This window comes from Streptosporangium jomthongense (assembly GCF_042650425.1).
Classification (GTDB): Bacteria; Actinomycetota; Actinomycetes; order Streptosporangiales; family Streptosporangiaceae; genus Streptosporangium.
The window spans coordinates 34562-50952 of the sequence record NZ_JBHSBC010000034.1 but is presented as its reverse complement, the minus strand read 5'-3'; the positions used below and the strand labels follow the sequence as shown (position 1 = coordinate 50952).

At 69.4% G+C, this 16391-nt stretch carries 15 protein-coding genes; 1 reads left to right on the top strand and 14 read right to left on the bottom strand.

Annotation, left to right across the window (positions count from 1 at the left end; translation table 11 throughout):
- Positions 1-101: 101 nt before the first annotated feature.
- From ACFOYY_RS30165 to ACFOYY_RS30115, 11 genes are all read right to left on the bottom strand, one after another.
- Complete coding sequence (locus ACFOYY_RS30165; protein ID WP_352014870.1) at positions 102-1856, bottom strand: ABC transporter ATP-binding protein; 1755 nt, start codon at positions 1854-1856, stop codon at positions 102-104.
- Positions 1856-4420: an ABC transporter permease gene (locus ACFOYY_RS30160; RefSeq protein WP_386194248.1), complete on the bottom strand. Its 2565-nt coding sequence runs from the start codon at positions 4418-4420 to the stop codon at positions 1856-1858. The genes ACFOYY_RS30165 and ACFOYY_RS30160 overlap by 1 nt, the downstream gene beginning before the upstream one ends.
- On the bottom strand, positions 4420-5184 hold the full coding sequence (locus tag ACFOYY_RS30155) for an ABC transporter ATP-binding protein (RefSeq protein ID WP_352014868.1): 765 nt from the start codon (positions 5182-5184) through the stop codon (positions 4420-4422). The genes ACFOYY_RS30160 and ACFOYY_RS30155 overlap by 1 nt, the downstream gene beginning before the upstream one ends.
- Positions 5181-5603 (bottom strand): lasso peptide biosynthesis B2 protein, encoded by a 423-nt coding sequence (locus ACFOYY_RS30150; protein WP_352014867.1) that lies wholly within the window; start codon positions 5601-5603, stop codon positions 5181-5183. The genes ACFOYY_RS30155 and ACFOYY_RS30150 overlap by 4 nt, the downstream gene beginning before the upstream one ends.
- Positions 5600-5857, bottom strand: coding sequence for a lasso peptide biosynthesis PqqD family chaperone (locus tag ACFOYY_RS30145; protein WP_352014866.1), 258 nt, complete (start codon positions 5855-5857; stop codon positions 5600-5602). Before ACFOYY_RS30145 ends, ACFOYY_RS30150 begins: the two co-directional genes overlap by 4 nt.
- Positions 5857-7656: an asparagine synthase-related protein gene (locus ACFOYY_RS30140; RefSeq protein ID WP_386194243.1), complete on the bottom strand. Its 1800-nt coding sequence runs from the start codon at positions 7654-7656 to the stop codon at positions 5857-5859. The genes ACFOYY_RS30145 and ACFOYY_RS30140 overlap by 1 nt, the downstream gene beginning before the upstream one ends.
- A gap of 79 nt (positions 7657-7735) precedes the next feature.
- The gene (locus ACFOYY_RS30135; protein WP_352002374.1) at positions 7736-7861 is read right to left on the bottom strand and encodes a lasso RiPP family leader peptide-containing protein; all 126 of its coding nucleotides are present in this window, start codon (positions 7859-7861) and stop codon (positions 7736-7738) included.
- 126 nt (positions 7862-7987) lie between these two features.
- Positions 7988-9427: an alpha/beta fold hydrolase gene (locus ACFOYY_RS30130; RefSeq protein ID WP_386194240.1), complete on the bottom strand. Its 1440-nt coding sequence runs from the start codon at positions 9425-9427 to the stop codon at positions 7988-7990.
- A gap of 106 nt (positions 9428-9533) precedes the next feature.
- The gene (locus ACFOYY_RS30125) at positions 9534-10232 is read right to left on the bottom strand and encodes a response regulator (protein WP_386194237.1); all 699 of its coding nucleotides are present in this window, start codon (positions 10230-10232) and stop codon (positions 9534-9536) included.
- On the bottom strand, positions 10186-11340 hold the full coding sequence (locus ACFOYY_RS30120; RefSeq protein WP_386194235.1) for a sensor histidine kinase: 1155 nt from the start codon (positions 11338-11340) through the stop codon (positions 10186-10188). The genes ACFOYY_RS30125 and ACFOYY_RS30120 overlap by 47 nt, the downstream gene beginning before the upstream one ends.
- A 33-nt stretch (positions 11341-11373) precedes the next feature.
- Entirely contained in the window at positions 11374-13206 is a 1833-nt protein-coding gene (locus ACFOYY_RS30115; RefSeq protein WP_362783964.1) for an AfsR/SARP family transcriptional regulator, read from the bottom strand.
- Between the two features lie 190 nt (positions 13207-13396).
- Between ACFOYY_RS30115 and ACFOYY_RS30110 the strand changes: the two genes are divergently transcribed.
- Positions 13397-13519, top strand: a complete 123-nt coding sequence (locus tag ACFOYY_RS30110; RefSeq protein ID WP_362783966.1) for a hypothetical protein — start codon at positions 13397-13399, stop codon at positions 13517-13519.
- A 118-nt stretch (positions 13520-13637) separates the two neighbouring features.
- On the opposite strand, the gene ACFOYY_RS30105 is transcribed toward ACFOYY_RS30110, so the two are convergent.
- The 3 genes from ACFOYY_RS30105 to ACFOYY_RS30095 are packed head-to-tail and all read right to left on the bottom strand — an operon-like array spanning position 13638 to position 16293.
- Entirely contained in the window at positions 13638-14246 is a 609-nt protein-coding gene (locus tag ACFOYY_RS30105; protein WP_386194231.1) for a hypothetical protein, read from the bottom strand.
- On the bottom strand, positions 14243-15622 hold the full coding sequence (locus ACFOYY_RS30100; RefSeq protein WP_386194228.1) for an ATP-binding protein: 1380 nt from the start codon (positions 15620-15622) through the stop codon (positions 14243-14245). The genes ACFOYY_RS30105 and ACFOYY_RS30100 overlap by 4 nt, the downstream gene beginning before the upstream one ends.
- Complete coding sequence (locus ACFOYY_RS30095; RefSeq protein WP_352014858.1) at positions 15619-16293, bottom strand: response regulator transcription factor; 675 nt, start codon at positions 16291-16293, stop codon at positions 15619-15621. The genes ACFOYY_RS30100 and ACFOYY_RS30095 overlap by 4 nt, the downstream gene beginning before the upstream one ends.
- Positions 16294-16391 lie beyond the last annotated feature (98 nt).

Below are 16391 nucleotides of genomic sequence, written 5' to 3'. Positions count from 1 at the left end.
GAAAGGGACCTGGTCGTAACGGGTTCCGTAGAGCCTCACCGGGACCTTCACCCGGACAGGGCCGGCGGGGCGTGAGCGTATCTCGTCGATCACGGCATTCCTCAGGCGCGCCGGCCGGAAAGGAGCTGGCTGCCGACGAGTTCCCGATAGAAGCCGTCCGCCGCCAGCAGTTCCTCGTGGGTTCCGCTGGCACGCACCCGCCCGCCCTCCAACACCACGATGCGGTCGGCCCCCACCACGGTGGAGAGCCGATGGGCGATCATGACGACCGTGGTCGTCTTCGCCACGGCGGTCATCGTCTCCCGCAGCGCGAGCTCGTTGGCCGCGTCGAGCTGGGAGGTCGCCTCGTCCATCAGCAGGATCCGCGGACGACGCAGCAGGGCACGTGCGATGGCTATCCGCTGACGCTGGCCACCGGAGAGCGTCGTGCCCCGGTGGCCGATCCGCGTTTCGAGACCGTCGGGCAGGTTCGCGACGAACTCGGTGAGCCTCGTCCTGGCCAGCGCGTGTTCCAGCTCCTGTTCGGAGACCTCCTGCGTGGCGTAACACAGGTTTTCCCTGAGCGTGCCGGCCAGAACGGGGGCGTCCTGCTCGACGTAACCGATCTGCTGACGCAGTTCGGCCAGCGGCCACTGCCGCACGTCCTTGCCGTCGAGCGTGACGATCCCCGACGACGGCTCGTAGAAGCGCTCCAGCAGGGAGAAGAGGGTGGTCTTCCCGGCGCCGGACGCGCCCACGACCGCCGTGACCTCGCCGCCGGCGACGGTGAAGCTGACCTCGCGCAGGACGGGCTCCTCGCCGTAGCCGAAGGAGACCTTCTGGAAGGCGGCCGTGGCCTGCCGGTAGACGGGCTTGTCCACCGTGGCCGTGGGCCGCCCCTCCGCCTCGACCGGCAGGTCCTCCACTTCGCGCATGCGACGTACGGCGGCCAGGCCCACCTGCATCTCCGTGGCGCCCTGCACGAGGGTCGCGATCGGCTGGCCCAGGTTGAACAGGTACAGCAGAAACGCCACCAGCGAGGACACGGAGAGATCACCGGACGCGACCCGGGCGGCCCCGGCTCCGAGCACGGTGAGGAAGGCCACCTGGATGGCGAGCCCCGAGGAGACCCGGGCGAGCGCGGCCCACTTCGCCGCGCCGACGGTATGCCGCCACGCCTGGTCGACGGCGGTTCCCAGCCGGGATATCTCGGCGCTCTCCATACCGCTCGCCTTCACGGTGCGGAAGGCGCCAAGCGCCCGTTCCAGAGCCGTCGTGATCTCTCCGACCGACTGCTGCACACCCTGCTGGGCGCGCGAGATCCTGGGCATGGCCAGGCCGACCACTCCCAGAATGAGGATCAGGATGCCCGCGGTGACGGCGAGCAGCGGAAGGTCGAGCAGGGCCATCAGCGTGATGCCGCCGACGAGCATGAGGGCGCCGCTGAGCGGCTCCACCAGGGCTTGCGAGGCGGCGCCGCTCAGAAGCGTCGTGTCGGAGGTCACCCGTGAGATCAGGTCGCCGGGGCGGTCCAGCGCGTCGACCCGTAAACGCATGATCCTCGTGATGAGGTTGCCACGGGCGCGGCACACGACGGACGCCGCCACCCGTTCCAGCAGGTAGGTGCCCCACGCGGCGCAGAGCGCGCTGAGGACGACGAGCCCGACGAGTGCCAGCACCGGGCTCCACGACGTCCCTCCCACGCCGATCGCATCGATGACCTGCTTGGCGACCAGTGGCTGGGCGAGTCCGGCCGCGGTTCCCACGAGGTTCAGGGCACCGCCCGCCAGGAGCGGTCCGCGGTGTGGAAGGCTGTGGCTCGCCAGGAGCCGCCAGGCGGGCAGGCGTGTCCGGATGTCTCCCGTCGTGGCGTTCATCAGCCCATCTCGAATCGGTTGAGGCTTCTCATCGCCGTACGCGAGGCCACCAGGCATCCGGCGACGGCGGTGACCAGCCCGACCAGCCCGAAGGTGGCGAGGGTGCCCACGGGCATCGCCCGTACGGCCGCCGCGACGTCTCCGCCCGCCATGAGGAAGGCCATCCACGCGGTCGCCATCACCCCCAGCAACCAGGCGGGGACGACCGTCAGCACCATCTCGTAGACGACCATCACGATGATCTGCCGCGGGGCCGCGCTGATCTGGCGGAAGGAGTTGAACTCCCCGGCGCGGTCCACCGCGCTCAGCACCAGCGCGCTGACCGCGGCCAACAGGAGGAAGCCGCCCACCAGAACCACGGCGAGGATGCCGATGCTGGAGGTGCCGGCCGCGCGCTCCGCCACGTACCGCTGACGGAACTCCCCTGTCGACTCGACCTTGACCAGTCCGCTCCCTCCGGCGACGTCGTGGAGTCGCGACTGCGCGGCGGGTTCGGCCTGGACCAGGATCCGGTTGTAGGCGGGCGTGGCCACATGGCCCGAGAGGGCACGGCCGGGCAGCAGCAGACCCTCCTGGCCGCCCTTGTCCAGGCCGAAGACGGCCGTGACCGGCAGGACGACCGGGGACGACGCGCCCGTGATGCGTACCTCCACCCGGTCTCCGAGCGAGATGCCACGCTGCTGCGCGTAGGAGTGGCCCACGGCGACTCCCTCGTCGGAGAGTCTGCCCTGCTGGATCTGGAGGTCGAGCAGCCCGTCGACCTTGCCGGTGGTCACGGTCGCGTAGGTGGCGGCGGTGTCCTGGATCCCCCCGGCCGATCCCGTGCGTACGGGCGTGGCCTGAGCCCAGGCGTCCCACAGGCCGACGGTGGCCGTGACACCGGCGATGCCCGCCACCTCCTGCCGGGTCTTCTCACTGAGCCCGATGTAGGCGTCGCGGATCAGCGGCGTCCTGAGGATGTAGTCCGCGCTGATCCGCTCCGCCGCCTCCTCCGTCGTGCTGAGCGTGTAGAGCGGGAGGCTGCTCAGGGCCCATCCCGCGATCGCCACTCCCACAGCGAGCGGTGCCACGACCCCCGCGTACCGGCGGTGCTGGAACCGTACGTTCGCGGCGGCCAGATAGCCGCTGACCGAGGAGAGCGCGGTGATGGGGGCACGGCTGGCCCGGGCCAGTCCGTAGACCACCCAGGAACCGATGAACCCGATGCCGACCATGACCAGCCCGCTCGCCAGCACGCCGTAGACGCCACGCAGGGCGGGCGGCATCAGACCGGTCATGCCAAGGACCTGGACGGTGCCCGCGCCGGCCAGCGCCAGGACACCCACCACGATCTTGAGAGTGCTCTTCCCGGTCTGCTCGGTCACCGCGACGGAGTCGGCAAGAGCCTCCGCGGGCCTGATTCTCAACGCGGTGCGTGCCGTCAGCCAGGCGGCCACCTGGCCGGCCAGGATGGTGGCGACGAGGGCCAGGACCATCGGCTGCGCGCTGTAGCTCACCCGGAACGCCGGGTTGAAGATCTCCCTGGAACGCAGGGCGACGACGAGCAGTTCGGCCATCCCCAGCCCCAGGACACCTCCGACGACTCCGCCGACCAGCGTGAGGATCAGTGCCTCCGCGTGGCAGAGGGACCTGACCTGTCCCGGGGTGGCGCCGACCGCCCTGAGCAGGGCGAGCTGCCGGGAACGGCGGCGGATCGACGTGATCAGCGCGCCGCTGATCACGGTGATGGCCATGAGGGCGACGATCGCGGTCAGCATGCTCATGGTCTGTCCGGTCGCCCGGTCGTCGGGCAGGCTTCCCTCCAGTACGCCGCGGTCGGCTCCCGCGGCCACGCGCAGGGTCGGCAGTCCCGCCGGTCCCGGGGCGTCACCCCGGACCGTCTGGCTCAGCAGGGATTCGACCTCCGCCGCGACCGTCGCGGGGCTGAACCCGGAGTTGACGGAGATCCCCAGCGCGTCCACCCGTCCGGCGCCGCGTCCGGCCAGCTCGGCGGCGCGCTCGTCGGCGAAGAAGAGCGTGCGCTGGTAGGGCAGCGGCCCTGTTGAGGATCCGGGCTCCGCCGTCCCGGCCAGCCGGTAGGTACGGCTCGCGCCGGCCACGAGCACCGGCACCGGCTGTCCGAGAGACACCTCGGCCGCCTCGGCCAGCTCCCGGTCCAGCACCACCTCGTCGGGGCCGGCGGGCCACCGGCCCTCACGGAGAGCGAAGGGGGTGAGTTTCGCGCTCGCCGCGGCGTGACCGAACTGCGCGATTCTCGTGAGCGGAAGCACCGGCTGCCCGTGCCTGTCCAGCACGATCGCGGTGAACGTCAGCTCCGGCACGACCTCGCGGACGGAGGAAAGCCCCCGGACCCGCTTGACCGCTTCCTGGGTGAACAGCCCCGTGCCCCCTCCCGCCACGACGGGGACGGCCGAGTACCGTTCGACCGGTGCCTCCGCGTGCGTCGCCGAGTACTGGATGACGGCGAACGCGTTGATCAGGCCGGACCCGATGGCGATCATCAGGAACGCCCCGAGCAGCACGCCCGGCTGACGCCGCAGCGTGCTCCATGCGATGGACAGCATCAGTCCTCACCTGCCAGACGCGTCATGGTGGCGGCCACCCGCTCGGGGGTGGGCGCCGTCATGACGTCGACGATCCTTCCGTCCACGAGGAAGAGCACCTGGTCGGCGTGGGCGGCGGCGACCGGATCGTGGGTCACCATGATCACGGTCTGGGCGAGTTCGGTGACGGCGTCGCGCAGCACCGACAGCACCGCCTTGCTTGAGGCCTTGTCCAGGGCACCGGTCGGTTCGTCGGCGCAGAGGACGCGTGGCTTGGTGATCAACGCCCGGCAGATGGCCACCCGCTGCTGCTGCCCGCCGGACAGCTCGTGCGGCCGGTGGCTCAGGCGGTTGGCGATGCCGGCGCGACTGGCGAGTTCGTTCATCCAGGCCTGGTCCGTGGCACGGTGCGCCAGCCGGAGGGGGAGCGTGATGTTCTCGGCGGCGGTGAGCGCCGGGATCAGGTTGAAGGCCTGGAAGACGAAGCCGATCAGGTCACGGCGGATGGTCGCCAGCTTCTTCTCCGACATCCCGTTGAGGCGGTGCTCGCCGAGGAGAACCGAGCCGTCGGTGGGTTCGAGCAGTCCCGCCACGCACTGCAGCAAGGTCGTCTTGCCGGAGCCCGAGGGCCCCATCACCGCGGTGAAGGAGCCCGGCGTGAAGGACCACGTCACGTTCTTCAGCGCGGTGACGGTGGTCTCGTTCGCGCCGTAGACGTGACTCACCTGCTCCAGACCCACGGCGGATGAGAGCCGCTGTTCCACGGAGGTCTTCTGCACAGTCATGAGCGGACCGACACTTTCATGGTGATGAAGAAATGAATGATCTCGTCGGGGTTCTCACCGATGGGCTCCCCCTCCGCCTCGACCCACGCGTGGGCCTCGAAGGGGTGGGTGCTCACACCCGCGCACCAGTCCGGCCAGCTGCCCGCCGCCCGGCACATGAGGGCGATCGCGATGGATCGTTCGAGGCAGCGCGGGCCACCGTGCCTGAGGCTCAGGCCCACGATCGCGTTTCTGGCCCGCTCCGCCTCCTCCGCGGTCGCCGCCCTGGCCCCTTTGCTCAGGGAGCGGAGTACGGCGTGCAACCGGTAGGGGGCGCAACGGGCCAGCGGCCAGGCCAGGAGGATGGCGGCCAGCACGACGGGGCGTAGCCGCCAGGGGGGCGCGGTGGCCTGCTGAAGCGCCACCATCTTGGGACTCACCGGGTCACCAGCTTGGCCGCGGCCAGCTTCTCGATCATCTGCTGGACGTCGTCGGCGGCCCGGTCCGCCGCGTCCGGGTACCGTTCACGCAGCACCGCGACCGCCGATTCGAGGTCCCCCTCGGCCATGAGGCACTTCAGCACGATCGCCGCGGTGTCGTTGGTCTGCCAGTATCTGCCGCGGCGGTTGTCCAGAAGGACCGCCCCGGTGTCGGTTTCGGTGAACGTCACATGCGCGGGCAGACGCCAGGCCATCACGGTGCTCCTTCACGGTCGGCTGTGGATCGAAGCCAGAGTTCGACACCCAGCGTGGAGTCGAACGGCATGAACGGCCGTGCGTCCGCGTGCTCTCCGAAGAGGACCGGGCGGATCGCCTCAGGGTCGATGAGACCCATCCTGGCCAGGTGTGAGTCCTCGCACATGGCCCAGAGCTCGTGCCGGTGCCGGCGCAACCCCTCGTAGAAGTCGGTGCTTCCGTCGGCCTTGGTCTGGCGGTCGAGGACATGGGGGACCAGCCCTCGCATCGCGGTGGCGAGGACGGGTTTCATGTGGGTGGGCGAGATCCGGTCCTCAAGGCGGATGGAGAGCGCAGCCTCAAGAACACGGTCATCGGTGTACGGAGCCTCCAGCAGGATGCCGAACTGCTCCGCGATCCGGGAGACTCCGCGGATGATCCAGCCGTTCGCCTGTACGGCGCGGATCATCTCGTGCTGGACCGGCAGGGGGGAGAACGGTTCGGGGCCCGCGGCCGCCGCCTCGCGGATCAACCTGCGCGCGGTCAGCACGGCCTCCTCGGTCGCCCAGGGTGGCATGCGGAGGGACGGTTCCCACCCGGTCTCGTATCCCCAGACCCGCTGGTCGGTGAGCTGGTCGGTGCTCCTGGCCAGCCAGCGGGCGTAGGGCTTGATGGCGGACATCTGGCGCACCGTGGTGGCCAGGTTCCAGCGATATCGTGACGCGGCGGCCCTGATGTGTTGCATGGATCGTCGCGGTTGTTGGCGTGACAGAGAGTGCAGGCAGGTGGTGGTGGCGAAGAACAGCTCGTCGCCCCCCGTTCCCTGCATGTGTCGGGTGGCACCGGTTTCGGCGGCCAGCCGCAGCACGTGCTCGATGCGCGCGCGGGGGCGGGCCAGAGGAGCAGGCCCCTCAAGGTCGAGCCGGGCCTCGGCCAAAGGGGAGTACAGGGCGGGGCCCGTGCCGCGCGGTACGGTCAGATGCCGGGCGTGCGGCAGGTCGGTTCTGCAGAGGTCGGTCCAGTGCTTGTCGTCGTTCAGGCTGCCCGAGGCCTCGTAGTGGACGGTGACCAACTCGCTGCTCTTCCCGGCGGCGAGGAAACACAGGCTGGTGGAGTCCACTCCGCCGGAGAAGTCCGAGCTGAGGACGCCGGTTCCCCGGCTTCTGGCCGTGACCGCGGCGTCCAGGGCCTCGCGGACCTTCACCGCTCCCTCGGCCAGCGGGACCGTGGGCTCGGGAGGCGTCCACCAGGGCACCTGGCGATCGGCGCCGTTGGCGGAGATCTCCAGGTAGCACCCCGGTGTCAGGGCGCGGACGCCCTTCCACATGCTTACCTCGTTCAACGGCCACGGCGCTCCGAACGGGGTGAGCAGGTGCAGCGCCAGACGTTCCTCATCGATCCCGGCCCCCGTGAGCTCGGCCAGACTCTGCGGGCGATCCGCGGCGACGGTGACGCCCATGACGGTGCCGTAGAAGATCTGCCGGGCGGTCGAGATGCTGCCCTGTGCCCTTACCGTGCCGTTCACGGAGCCGATCAGGTGGAACGACCCCGCGATCGAGCTCGCCAGGGCGTCGAGGTCACGTATGGAGCGGACCCGGCGGAGCCGTTCGGCCAGGGCGGTCTCGGTGATGTCCACCGTTCCCAGAAGGGCGACCCTGGCGTGTGCCGACTCAGCCTGGACGATGTCGAAGTCGGGCCACTGGCCCAGAAGCCACGGTCGGCCGGAACGATGCGTCAACACTTTCTCGCCGAGCGCGGTGGGAAGGATACTCCTGATCCTGTCCGCTTCCGGATTGTCGGGAAAAATGATGAATTTCATCCCGGCCTCCTTTTCCGTGTTGGAGACGGTGTCCGGCGGCGCCGCCGCCGGACACCGTCGCGGCTAGTTACTCTTCGAATTAGTCGAAGTAGTAGCCCCAGATGCTGTCGGCCCACTTGCCGCGGTTGGTGAGCTGGGTGAGCTCGGAGAAGTCGCCAACCTCGACCAGAGCCGGAACCTCGTAGACGAAGGTCTTCTCGTTCATGTTTCTTCCTTTCGAAAACGCGTTTCGCGTGTTTTTTAGTTTTAACGGCCGGGGCGTTTTTTGTTTCGCCCCGTCCTTGCTGACATGTGAAACTCTCGCAGGCCCCGTTTCCCGCACGCTTCCTCGTCACTTCTTCGCCCGGCAGACGGCACCCGAGGGCAGGGTGAGGTCGGTCAGGTAGCGCACCGCGTGCTCGACCACGCAGTGGGCGCCCGGCATTCCGCCCAGGTAGATGACGTGACCCGGGCCGTCGTAGCGCACGGTCGCCGAGCCCGGTATGTGCCTGAGCAGGCGGCGGGTCGGCGTGTAGTCGCCCGGGTGGGTTCCCGCTCCGAGGAAGGGGGGAAGCCTCCTCGCGGGCAGTGGCCGGGGCGGATTGGCAAGGGGGACGGTCCAGCCGGTACACGCCAGGTTGGGATAGGACAGGGCACCGAAGTCGGGGGAGAGCCGTTCGAGAAACCCACGGTTTCCGCGGAGGGCCGGGTAACCGGTCCTGCCCCAGAGGCCGTCCGGGCACTGCAGGGCGAGAACCACCGGCCTGGTCCAGTGCCGCAGGTTTCCGAGGCTCGGCATCGCGAACCCCGAGGCGTCCCCCCGCAGGGCTCCCCGTACGGACGCCGCGAAGGCACGCCAGGAGCTGTCTCCGGCGACACCGGGCAGCAGGAGGACGGGAGCGGAGATCCTGAGGTGCCAGCCGGTGAGCTCGCGCCCGGCGAAGGCCCCCTTCAGCACGGGGACGGGGAACGCGTCGGCCCGGCGGACCAGCCGGCGCCAAAGCGACCTGACGTTCCTGCCGTGCAGTTCGCACGCGGTGGTGGCGGCGCACCAGGAGACGAAACGGTCGAAGGCCTGCTCGGTGCCGGTGAGCCACTCCCTGCCTCTGCCGGTCCACGCGTCAACGTGGTCGGGAACCCCGTCGAGGTAGGCGGCGCGGACGCGCTCGGGGAACAGGCGGGCGTAGGCCGTCATCGGCACCCCGCCGTACGACCTGACGGTGAAGGTGAGCCGGGTCTCGCCGAGGGCTCGGCGGACCGCCTCCATGTCCCTGGCCGCGGAGATCGAGTCGAGGTGGGTGAGCAGGCCGGTGCGATCGTCGCGCCTGCAGGCGGCGACCCCTCTGCTCAGGGCCCTGACCTGTCCGGCGTAGGCGGCATGGTCGCGCGGGTCGGTGAGCGTGGACCAGGTCCGGGTGCACGAGGCGGGAAGAGCCGACAGGGCCACGGTGGTACGCGGGTCGTAGCCGACGACGTCGAACCGCTGACGCAGCGCTTTGTGCAGCTCAGAGGGGCGCTTCAGCGCCTCCGTGCCGCTTTCCCCCGGCCCGCCGGGGATGTCGAACAGGGTGCCGATGCGCCTGTCCGGCGCGAGGGCCGGCAGCTTCATGAGCCGCAGTGCGATCGTCCGGCCCTCTGGACGCGCCCAGTCCACGGGAACCCGCAGACTCGCGCACTGCGCGGCCACGTCGTTCGGGCAGGGCCTCCAGTCGATCATGGGAGCCGCGGAGGCGGGTGTCACCGTGTACAGGGTCGTCGCGGTCATGAGGAAACCGGCGGCCAGCAGTTTCATGGTGCTCTCCATGAAGAAGCCGTGTTCTGCGGACTTCTTCAGGATCGCCGCTGACCTGCGGGGTTTCCTCCCCCTCCAAGAGGGTCCTCGCCCTGGGACCCGAGTCCTACGAGCCGGCCGCTCTGGGGGCCTGGTCCCCCGGCTTCACGAGTCCGGCCTCGTAGGCCAGAATCACTGCCTGGGCCCGGTCGCGTACCCCGGTTTTGGCGAAGAGGCTGGTCACGTGGTTCTTGACGGTCGATCTGGTGACCTTGAGAGCGGCGGAGATCTCGGCGTTCGAGTGGCCGCGGGCGATCAACACCAGCACGTCCTGTTCGCGGTCGGTGACGCCCGTCAGCCTGGGACGATGGCGTGGCGGCGGTGAGCGGACGAAGCTCTCGATCAGCCTGGTCAGCAGCCGGGGGGCCACCACGGACTCGCCCTCGTGAGCGATCCGTACCGCTCGCACCAGCTCCTCGGGGGGGATCTCCTTGGACACGAAACCGGACGCCCCGGCGTACAGCGCCTCCATGACATGTTCGTCGAGGTCGAAGGTGCTGATCACGACCACCCGGACGCCGGGATGCTCGGCGGTGATGCGCCTGGTGGCGGTGATGCCGTCGACGCCCTTGGGCATGTGGACGTCCATCAGCACCACGTCCGGAGCCGACCGCGCGCACATCCGGCACGCCGCGTCGCCGTCCTCGGCCTCGCCCACCACGACGATGTCCTCCTGGGCCTCAAGGATCATCCCGAAACCCGCCCGGATCAGCGCCTGGTCATCGACGATCAGCACCCTGATCGGCCGGGATGCGTGCACGGACACGGAAACCTCCCTCTGGAACGGACCCGATCTGCAGTTCCCCGCCACAAAGGGTGACACGCTCGGTGATTCCACGCAGGCCGAAGCCGTTCGTCTCCGACGTGTGCTGTACGGCCGGGCCGTCGTCGCTCACCTCCACCTCGACAGCCCCGGGAAGGTAGGCCACCGTGACGGTGGCCGCGGCTCCGGCGGCGTGTTTGCGGGAGTTGGTCAGCGCCTCCTGGACGATCCGGTAGACCGCGTTGTCCACGGTGGCCCCCAGCGGGAACGAATCTCCGGTCACCTCAAGCCGGACCCGCTGCCCGGCGCCCCGTGCCCGCTCCACGAGAGAGGGCAGAAGGGCGACCCCCGTCGCGTGGTCCTCACTCTCGGGTCTGTGCGTCTGCTCGGCGCGCAGCACGTGTAACAGGTGCCGCAGCTCCGCTATGGCGTCGCGGCCGTTCCGCTCAGCCGTGGCCAGCGCCGTCTCCGCCCGGTCGGGGTCCTTGCGCAGGATCGTCCGTGCCGCGCCGAGCAGGACGTTCACCGTACTGATGTGGTGGGCCACCACGTCGTGGAGCTCCCGCGCGATACGCGCCCGCTCGGCCCGTACGGCCGTCGCCTCCAGTTCGGACCGTTCACGTTCTCTCAGCTCGTGGCGTAGCCGCACCAGACACCCGAAGGCGACCAGCAGGAAAAGCGGACACAGCAGCAGCGCGGCGACGAGGAAGGCCACGGACAGCTGTCCGTCCGCGTCCCGGTTGAGGATCGGGGAGCCAAGGGCGTGCAGGACAACGAGCGTGCCGCCGTAGACCAGACCGGCGACCACCGCCGCCGTCCAGGAGACGCGGGGCGGAGCGTGCCTGCCGACGGCGTACAGGGCCACCGCCAGCGCCCCGGGCAGCACCGGATGCGACACCAGGAGCTGTGTCGCCAGGGCGCACACGAGGTTGACGACCAGGACCGGGACGGGTTGTGTCCGTCGCCGGAACAGGGCGACCGAGGCCAGCCCGCCGATGAGCGCCTGAACGATGAGAGCGGTCCCGCTCGCGCCGGAGGAGGACAGTATCCAGGCGAACAGGATGACCAGGCAGTCCGCGGTCCGGGATCCGCCGAAACGCCTACGCCGCACAGTTCTGCACTCTGCCCCCCTGTGGTTTGGAGATCAATGGCGACCTGTCGAGTCTTCCATCCCGGTGAGAACGCGGCTGACGGCCGCGTCGAGTTCGGTGATCTGATCTTCGGTCAGGGCCCGTTCCCTTGAGTGCGCCAGCACCATCGGAGGACAGTGATACGTGAACCGCCCACCGCTTTCCATTCCGGAGACCGTGAGCATCCGCGCATCGACGAGGGCCTCGATCCGCCATTCCGCCTCGGCCGGTGAGATCTTCTCCAAACACGAGGCGTCCTGGACCGAGACATCCTGTTTTCCGGAGTAGCCGATCTTCCTGAGCAGCGTCCTGGCCTCAGGGGACAGCGAGAGGTAACCGCTGTCGAGGGCGGCGCGGATGTCGAGGTCGTCATGGCGCAGCTCGGACAGGATTCTGCCGGGGTCCTCCAGGCGGGCGGCCAGGGTGGCGATGTCCCAGTGCGGTCTGGCGGCCAGTTTCGCGGCGATGATGTCCACGGCCAGAGGCAGGCCGTCACACAGTTCGATCACCCGATGGGTGGCCTCGGGCTCGGCCGCCAGGCGATGGGCCCCCACACCGTCGGCGAGAAGCGCCCACGCGTCATCGACGGACAGACCGCCCAGCGTGATCTGTACGGCTTCACGCAGCGAGGAGAGGGACGAACGGCTGGTGACGATGAGCGCGCACTCCCGGCAGGCCGGAAGGAACGAGCGGACCTGCGCCGCGCCGGCCACGTTCTCCACCACGATGAGGATGCGCCGACTGGCCAGGAGAGTGCGCAGGCGGCCGTTCTGTTCGTCCTGCCGTTTCGGCACCCTCGTGTCGCCCAGCGCGCGCAGCATGCCGGGCAGCACGTCGTCCGGCTCGGTGTTGTAGAGCTGCCCGTCGGGAAAGAGCTCCGCCGAACCGTGGGCCGCCTCCAGGGCCAGCGTCGTCTTGCCCGAGCCACTGGCTCCGGTGATCGCCACCGTACGGCTGCCCCGTTCCAGCGCCGTCCGGATCCGCTCCAACTCCCAGGACCGGCCGGTGATCTTCAGAGGGCGGGGCGGGAGCTGCCGGGGAACCGGCGCGTCCTCTGTCGGTACGGGTTCCTGGCGGAGGATCTGCTCGTACAGGTGCCGCAACTCGGGAGAGGGGTCGATGCCCAGCTGTTCGGCGAGCTCCTCACGGAGCCTGGTGAACGCGGCGATGGCCTCCCCGGTCCTACCGGCCCGGTAACAGGCCGTCATGAGCTGCCAGGAGAAGTGCTCACGCATCGGGTGTTCGCTGGTCAGGCGCCGGATCTCGGGGATCAGGTCGTTGTGGTTGCCGAGGGCCAGGTCGGCTCCGAAGCGCTCCTGGATCGCCGTCAGCCGCCGCTCCTCCCACTCCTCAGCCGCTGCCCTGAACACCTGGCTGTCCAACCCGGCCAGAGCCGGGCCACGCCAGACCTTCAGCGCCTCCTGCAGGAGCCTGACCTTGTCCCGGGGGTGCGCCGCGGTCCTGGCGGACTCGGTCAGACTCTTGAACCGCCACGCGTCGATCACCTCGGTGGGGGTGCTGAGCAGGTAGGAACCGTCCTGCTCGACGATGAGGACGCCCTGTTGCCGGAGTTCCCCGACCCCTCGGTGGATCTGGTTGCGCGCGCTCTTGACAGGACGCTCGCCGTAGAGCCCGTCCACCAGGGCGTCCATGCTCACCAACTGGCCCGGGGAGAGAAGCAGCCGGGCCATGACCGTCCTCGCCCGTCTTGTGGAGAGCCTGACCTCCCCGTCCTCCTTCCACAACGCCACGGCTCCCAGGAAGCCGAAGCGCGTCGCCCTGCCGGTGGACCGGCTCGTCCTCGCGCGTGTCCGCTCCGCTGACCGACCGCCCGCCTCTCGCACCATGTCTCGCCTCCTGCCGGTGGCAACCCTTTCAGGTTCCATGATGAGCAGGCGGCTGTCATGGCTCTATCGCCGTTCTATCGCGGGTTACTCGTCCGGGCGAGTAAGGCGCGGGATAGGGCCGCAAAGGACTTTCTCTCTACGTTCCTGCTGTCGCAGTCAGCGAGTTCAACCGAGGCGAAAGGCCGTAACCATGCCGGTCAGGAAATTGGTCATCACCACCATCGTCACCGCCGCCACCCTGCTTTATGCCGCGACCGCCGCCTGCGCCGGCCCTCTTCCGTCGGTTTCCCTGGTCGACACCCCCTGGGACTGATCTCCCACCGTGCTCGGGAGGACCGAGGCGGCGCGTTCGAGAGGCGCTTCGGAATTCGCCGTGGACGGGGTTTTCGGAAGCGCTTTCCGTTCGACGACCGGCCGGTGCGGGCCGGAAGTCACATGAAGTCCTTGCAGCGTGTCTGTTTTCCACCCGGTACGGTCACCCGCACGTCGTTCACCTTCATGTGGTTCCTGGTTGCCGTGGCGGTGGCGATCGTGCAGACGAGCTGTCCCGTGGCCAGCCGCGAGAGGCGGCCGACCGTCGGAAACGACTGCGGCTCCAGACCGGCCCGGTCCTCCGGCTTTTCCACCAGGTCGAGGTCGAGGGTCGACAACCGGCGGTCCGGTATCGCCGGAACGCCCTTGCTCCGTGGCTGGATCGTCGGTGTCAGGCGTTTCCTCATCTTCGAACCGCTCGTGTCCAGCGTGAACCCGTGGTCGCTCACCTTGACGGCCAGGCCATCGGGCAGCCGGGTGCCGAGGGAGAGCTCCCGCTCCCGATCGGTCGGCCCTCCGAGCAGCAGTTCGACGGCCTCGGAGGCCCCGAACGGAGCGTCGGGACGGCTGACCAGGATGAGATCGCCGTCCCGCACGAAGTACAGGGGAGTGCCCTGGATGAAACCACGGGCGGGTTCTCCGGCGCCGATCACTTCGCTGGGACCGATGCCGCAGGCCGTACAGGCCATGAGAAGTGCCGCGCAGATCGTGAGAAGGGGGGTTCTCATGTGCGTTTCCTCGGCAGGGTGAGGGTGAAGACGGCGCCAGGGCCGGGGGCGACGGTCAGGTCGCCGCCGTGCAGGAGGGCGTTCTCGCGGGCGATGGCCAGGCCGAGGCCGCTGCCCTCCGAGCGGGCACGGGCGGCGTCGGCCTTGTAGAAGCGTTCGAAGACGTACGGAAGGACGTCGGCGGAAAGGCCGGGGCCATGGTCGGAGACCTCGACCGTCGCGATGTCGTCGGTCGCGCGCACCCGGACGGTGACGGGCGGTTCGCCGTGCCGCAGCGCGTTGCCGACGAGGTTGGCGATGATGACGTCCACACGGCGTGGGTCGAGGGGGACGACGATGTCCGGCGGCAGGTCCACGACGACCTCGGAGCCCCAGCCGCGTGAGCGCAGGCAGGCGGCCACGGCGGCGCCGACGTCCACGTCGTTGAGGTTGAGGACGGCGGCGCCCGCGTCGAAGCGGGAGATCTCCATCAGGTCGTCGACGAGCCTGGTGAGCCGGAAGATCTCGGCGCTCACCAGCCGGGCGGCGGTTCCGGCGTTGGGGTCGAGCCGGTCGGCTCCGGCCTCCAGGACGTCGGTGACGGCGGTCGCGGCGGCCAGCGGGGTGCGCAGTTCGTGGGAGACGTCGGCGACGAACCGCCGTGACCTGGCCTCCATCTCACGCAGCTCGCCGACGGAGTGCTCCAGCGCGGCGGCGGTCGCGTTGAACTGCCCGGCCAGCCGGGCCAGTTCGTCGCCGCCCCGTACCGGCAGGCGGGTCTCAAGCCGCCCCTCACCCAGCCGGCGGGCCGCGCGGTCCAGGTCGGCGACCGGGCGCAGCACGCCACGCGCGGCCAGCAGTCCGGCCAGCACCGCCAGCAGTACGGCGGGCAGCGTGGCGGTCTGGGCGGCACGCAGTACGGCCGTCTCGTCGGTGGCGGTCTGCGAGAGCGATTCGACGAGATAGACGGTGATACCCGATGGTTCGCCGCCCGCGCCGAACATGACCCTGCTGCCGCCCACGAGGTACGGCACGCCATCGTCCACCACCCGCTGCCAGACCAGTTCGTCCCGCCGCAGGACTCTCGCACGCAGTTCACCGGTGATGCGGTTGTCGGAGGGGACCTCGCCGTCCCTGACCACGTACACGTCGCGGTTGCCGACCTCCAGGTCCTCGGCCAGCTGGTCGAGGACCTCGTCGTTCGCGGGCAGTGCGACGTCACGCGAGAGCAGCAGCACCCGGTACCTGAAGTCCTTCAGCAGCCGGTTCTGCGCTCCGGCCAGCAGGTTGTTCTGCGCCTTGTAGTAGGTCAGCCCGGCGGCCCCGACCGCGCTCAGCCCGCCGACCAGCACGAACGTGATGACCAGCCGGGCCCGTAGTCCTCGCAGCCAGGTCATACCGGCCCGAAGCGGTACCCGAACCCGCGCACGGTCTGCACGTATCTCGGCTCGCCCGGCACGTCCTCGATCTTGGAACGCAGCCGTTGCACGCACGCGTCGACCAGCCGTGAGTCGCCCAGGTAGTCGTGGTCCCACACCGACTCAAGCAGCTGTTGCCTGCTGAAGACCTGCCCGGGCACGGCCGACAGGTGCAGCAGCAGGCGCAGCTCCATCGGCGGCAGCGCGATCCGCCGCCCGTCCCTGTTCACGGTCAGGGAGGCGCGGTCGATGCGCAGCGTGTCGTAGGTCTCGACCGGAGAGGGCACACTCTCCGTACGGCGCAGCACCGCCCTGATCCGGGCCTCAAGCACCTGGGGTCTCACCGGTTTGATCACGTAGTCGTCCGCCCCTGCCTCAAGACCGCCGACCACGTCGAAGTCGTCGCCCCGCGCGCTGAGCATGATGATGGAGGTCGAGGTGGTCGCGCGGATGCGGCGGCAGACCTCGAACCCATCGATACCGGGCAGCATGAGGTCGAGCACCACCACGTCGGCGGCGAAGTGCGCCAGCAGCGCCAGTCCTTCCTCCCCGGACGCCGCCGACTCGACCTCGTGGTCCCTGCCCTTGAGGGCGATCGTCAGGGCGTTTCTGACGCTCGGGTCATCCTCGACCAGCAACACGCGTGCCATGCGTTCCAGTATCGACGGCCATGACTTGCGATTTGTCCGGTCTCGGAAGCTATTACACGTTCATGACATGGTGTGGACGGGTCGCTCATATGGACGGG

What these genes read in the sequence shown, in the direction of transcription:
- ACFOYY_RS30165 (WP_352014870.1), bottom strand. Translation starts at nt 1,856, where the DNA reads ATGAACGCCACGACGGGAGACATCCGGACACGCCTGCCCGCCTGGCGG.
- ACFOYY_RS30160 (WP_386194248.1), bottom strand. Translation starts at nt 4,420, where the DNA reads ATGCTGTCCATCGCATGGAGCACGCTGCGGCGTCAGCCGGGCGTGCTG.
- ACFOYY_RS30155 (WP_352014868.1), bottom strand. Translation starts at nt 5,184, where the DNA reads ATGACTGTGCAGAAGACCTCCGTGGAACAGCGGCTCTCATCCGCCGTG.
- ACFOYY_RS30145 (WP_352014866.1), bottom strand. Translation starts at nt 5,857, where the DNA reads ATGGCCTGGCGTCTGCCCGCGCATGTGACGTTCACCGAAACCGACACC.
- ACFOYY_RS30140 (WP_386194243.1), bottom strand. Translation starts at nt 7,656, where the DNA reads ATGAAATTCATCATTTTTCCCGACAATCCGGAAGCGGACAGGATCAGG.
- ACFOYY_RS30135 (WP_352002374.1), bottom strand. Translation starts at nt 7,861, where the DNA reads ATGAACGAGAAGACCTTCGTCTACGAGGTTCCGGCTCTGGTCGAGGTT.
- ACFOYY_RS30130 (WP_386194240.1), bottom strand. Translation starts at nt 9,427, where the DNA reads ATGAAACTGCTGGCCGCCGGTTTCCTCATGACCGCGACGACCCTGTAC.
- ACFOYY_RS30115 (WP_362783964.1), bottom strand. Translation starts at nt 13,206, where the DNA reads ATGGTGCGAGAGGCGGGCGGTCGGTCAGCGGAGCGGACACGCGCGAGG.
- ACFOYY_RS30110 (WP_362783966.1), top strand. Translation starts at nt 13,397, where the DNA reads ATGCCGGTCAGGAAATTGGTCATCACCACCATCGTCACCGCCGCCACC.
- ACFOYY_RS30105 (WP_386194231.1), bottom strand. Translation starts at nt 14,246, where the DNA reads ATGAGAACCCCCCTTCTCACGATCTGCGCGGCACTTCTCATGGCCTGT.
- ACFOYY_RS30100 (WP_386194228.1), bottom strand. Translation starts at nt 15,622, where the DNA reads ATGACCTGGCTGCGAGGACTACGGGCCCGGCTGGTCATCACGTTCGTG.
- ACFOYY_RS30095 (WP_352014858.1), bottom strand. Translation starts at nt 16,293, where the DNA reads ATGGCACGCGTGTTGCTGGTCGAGGATGACCCGAGCGTCAGAAACGCC.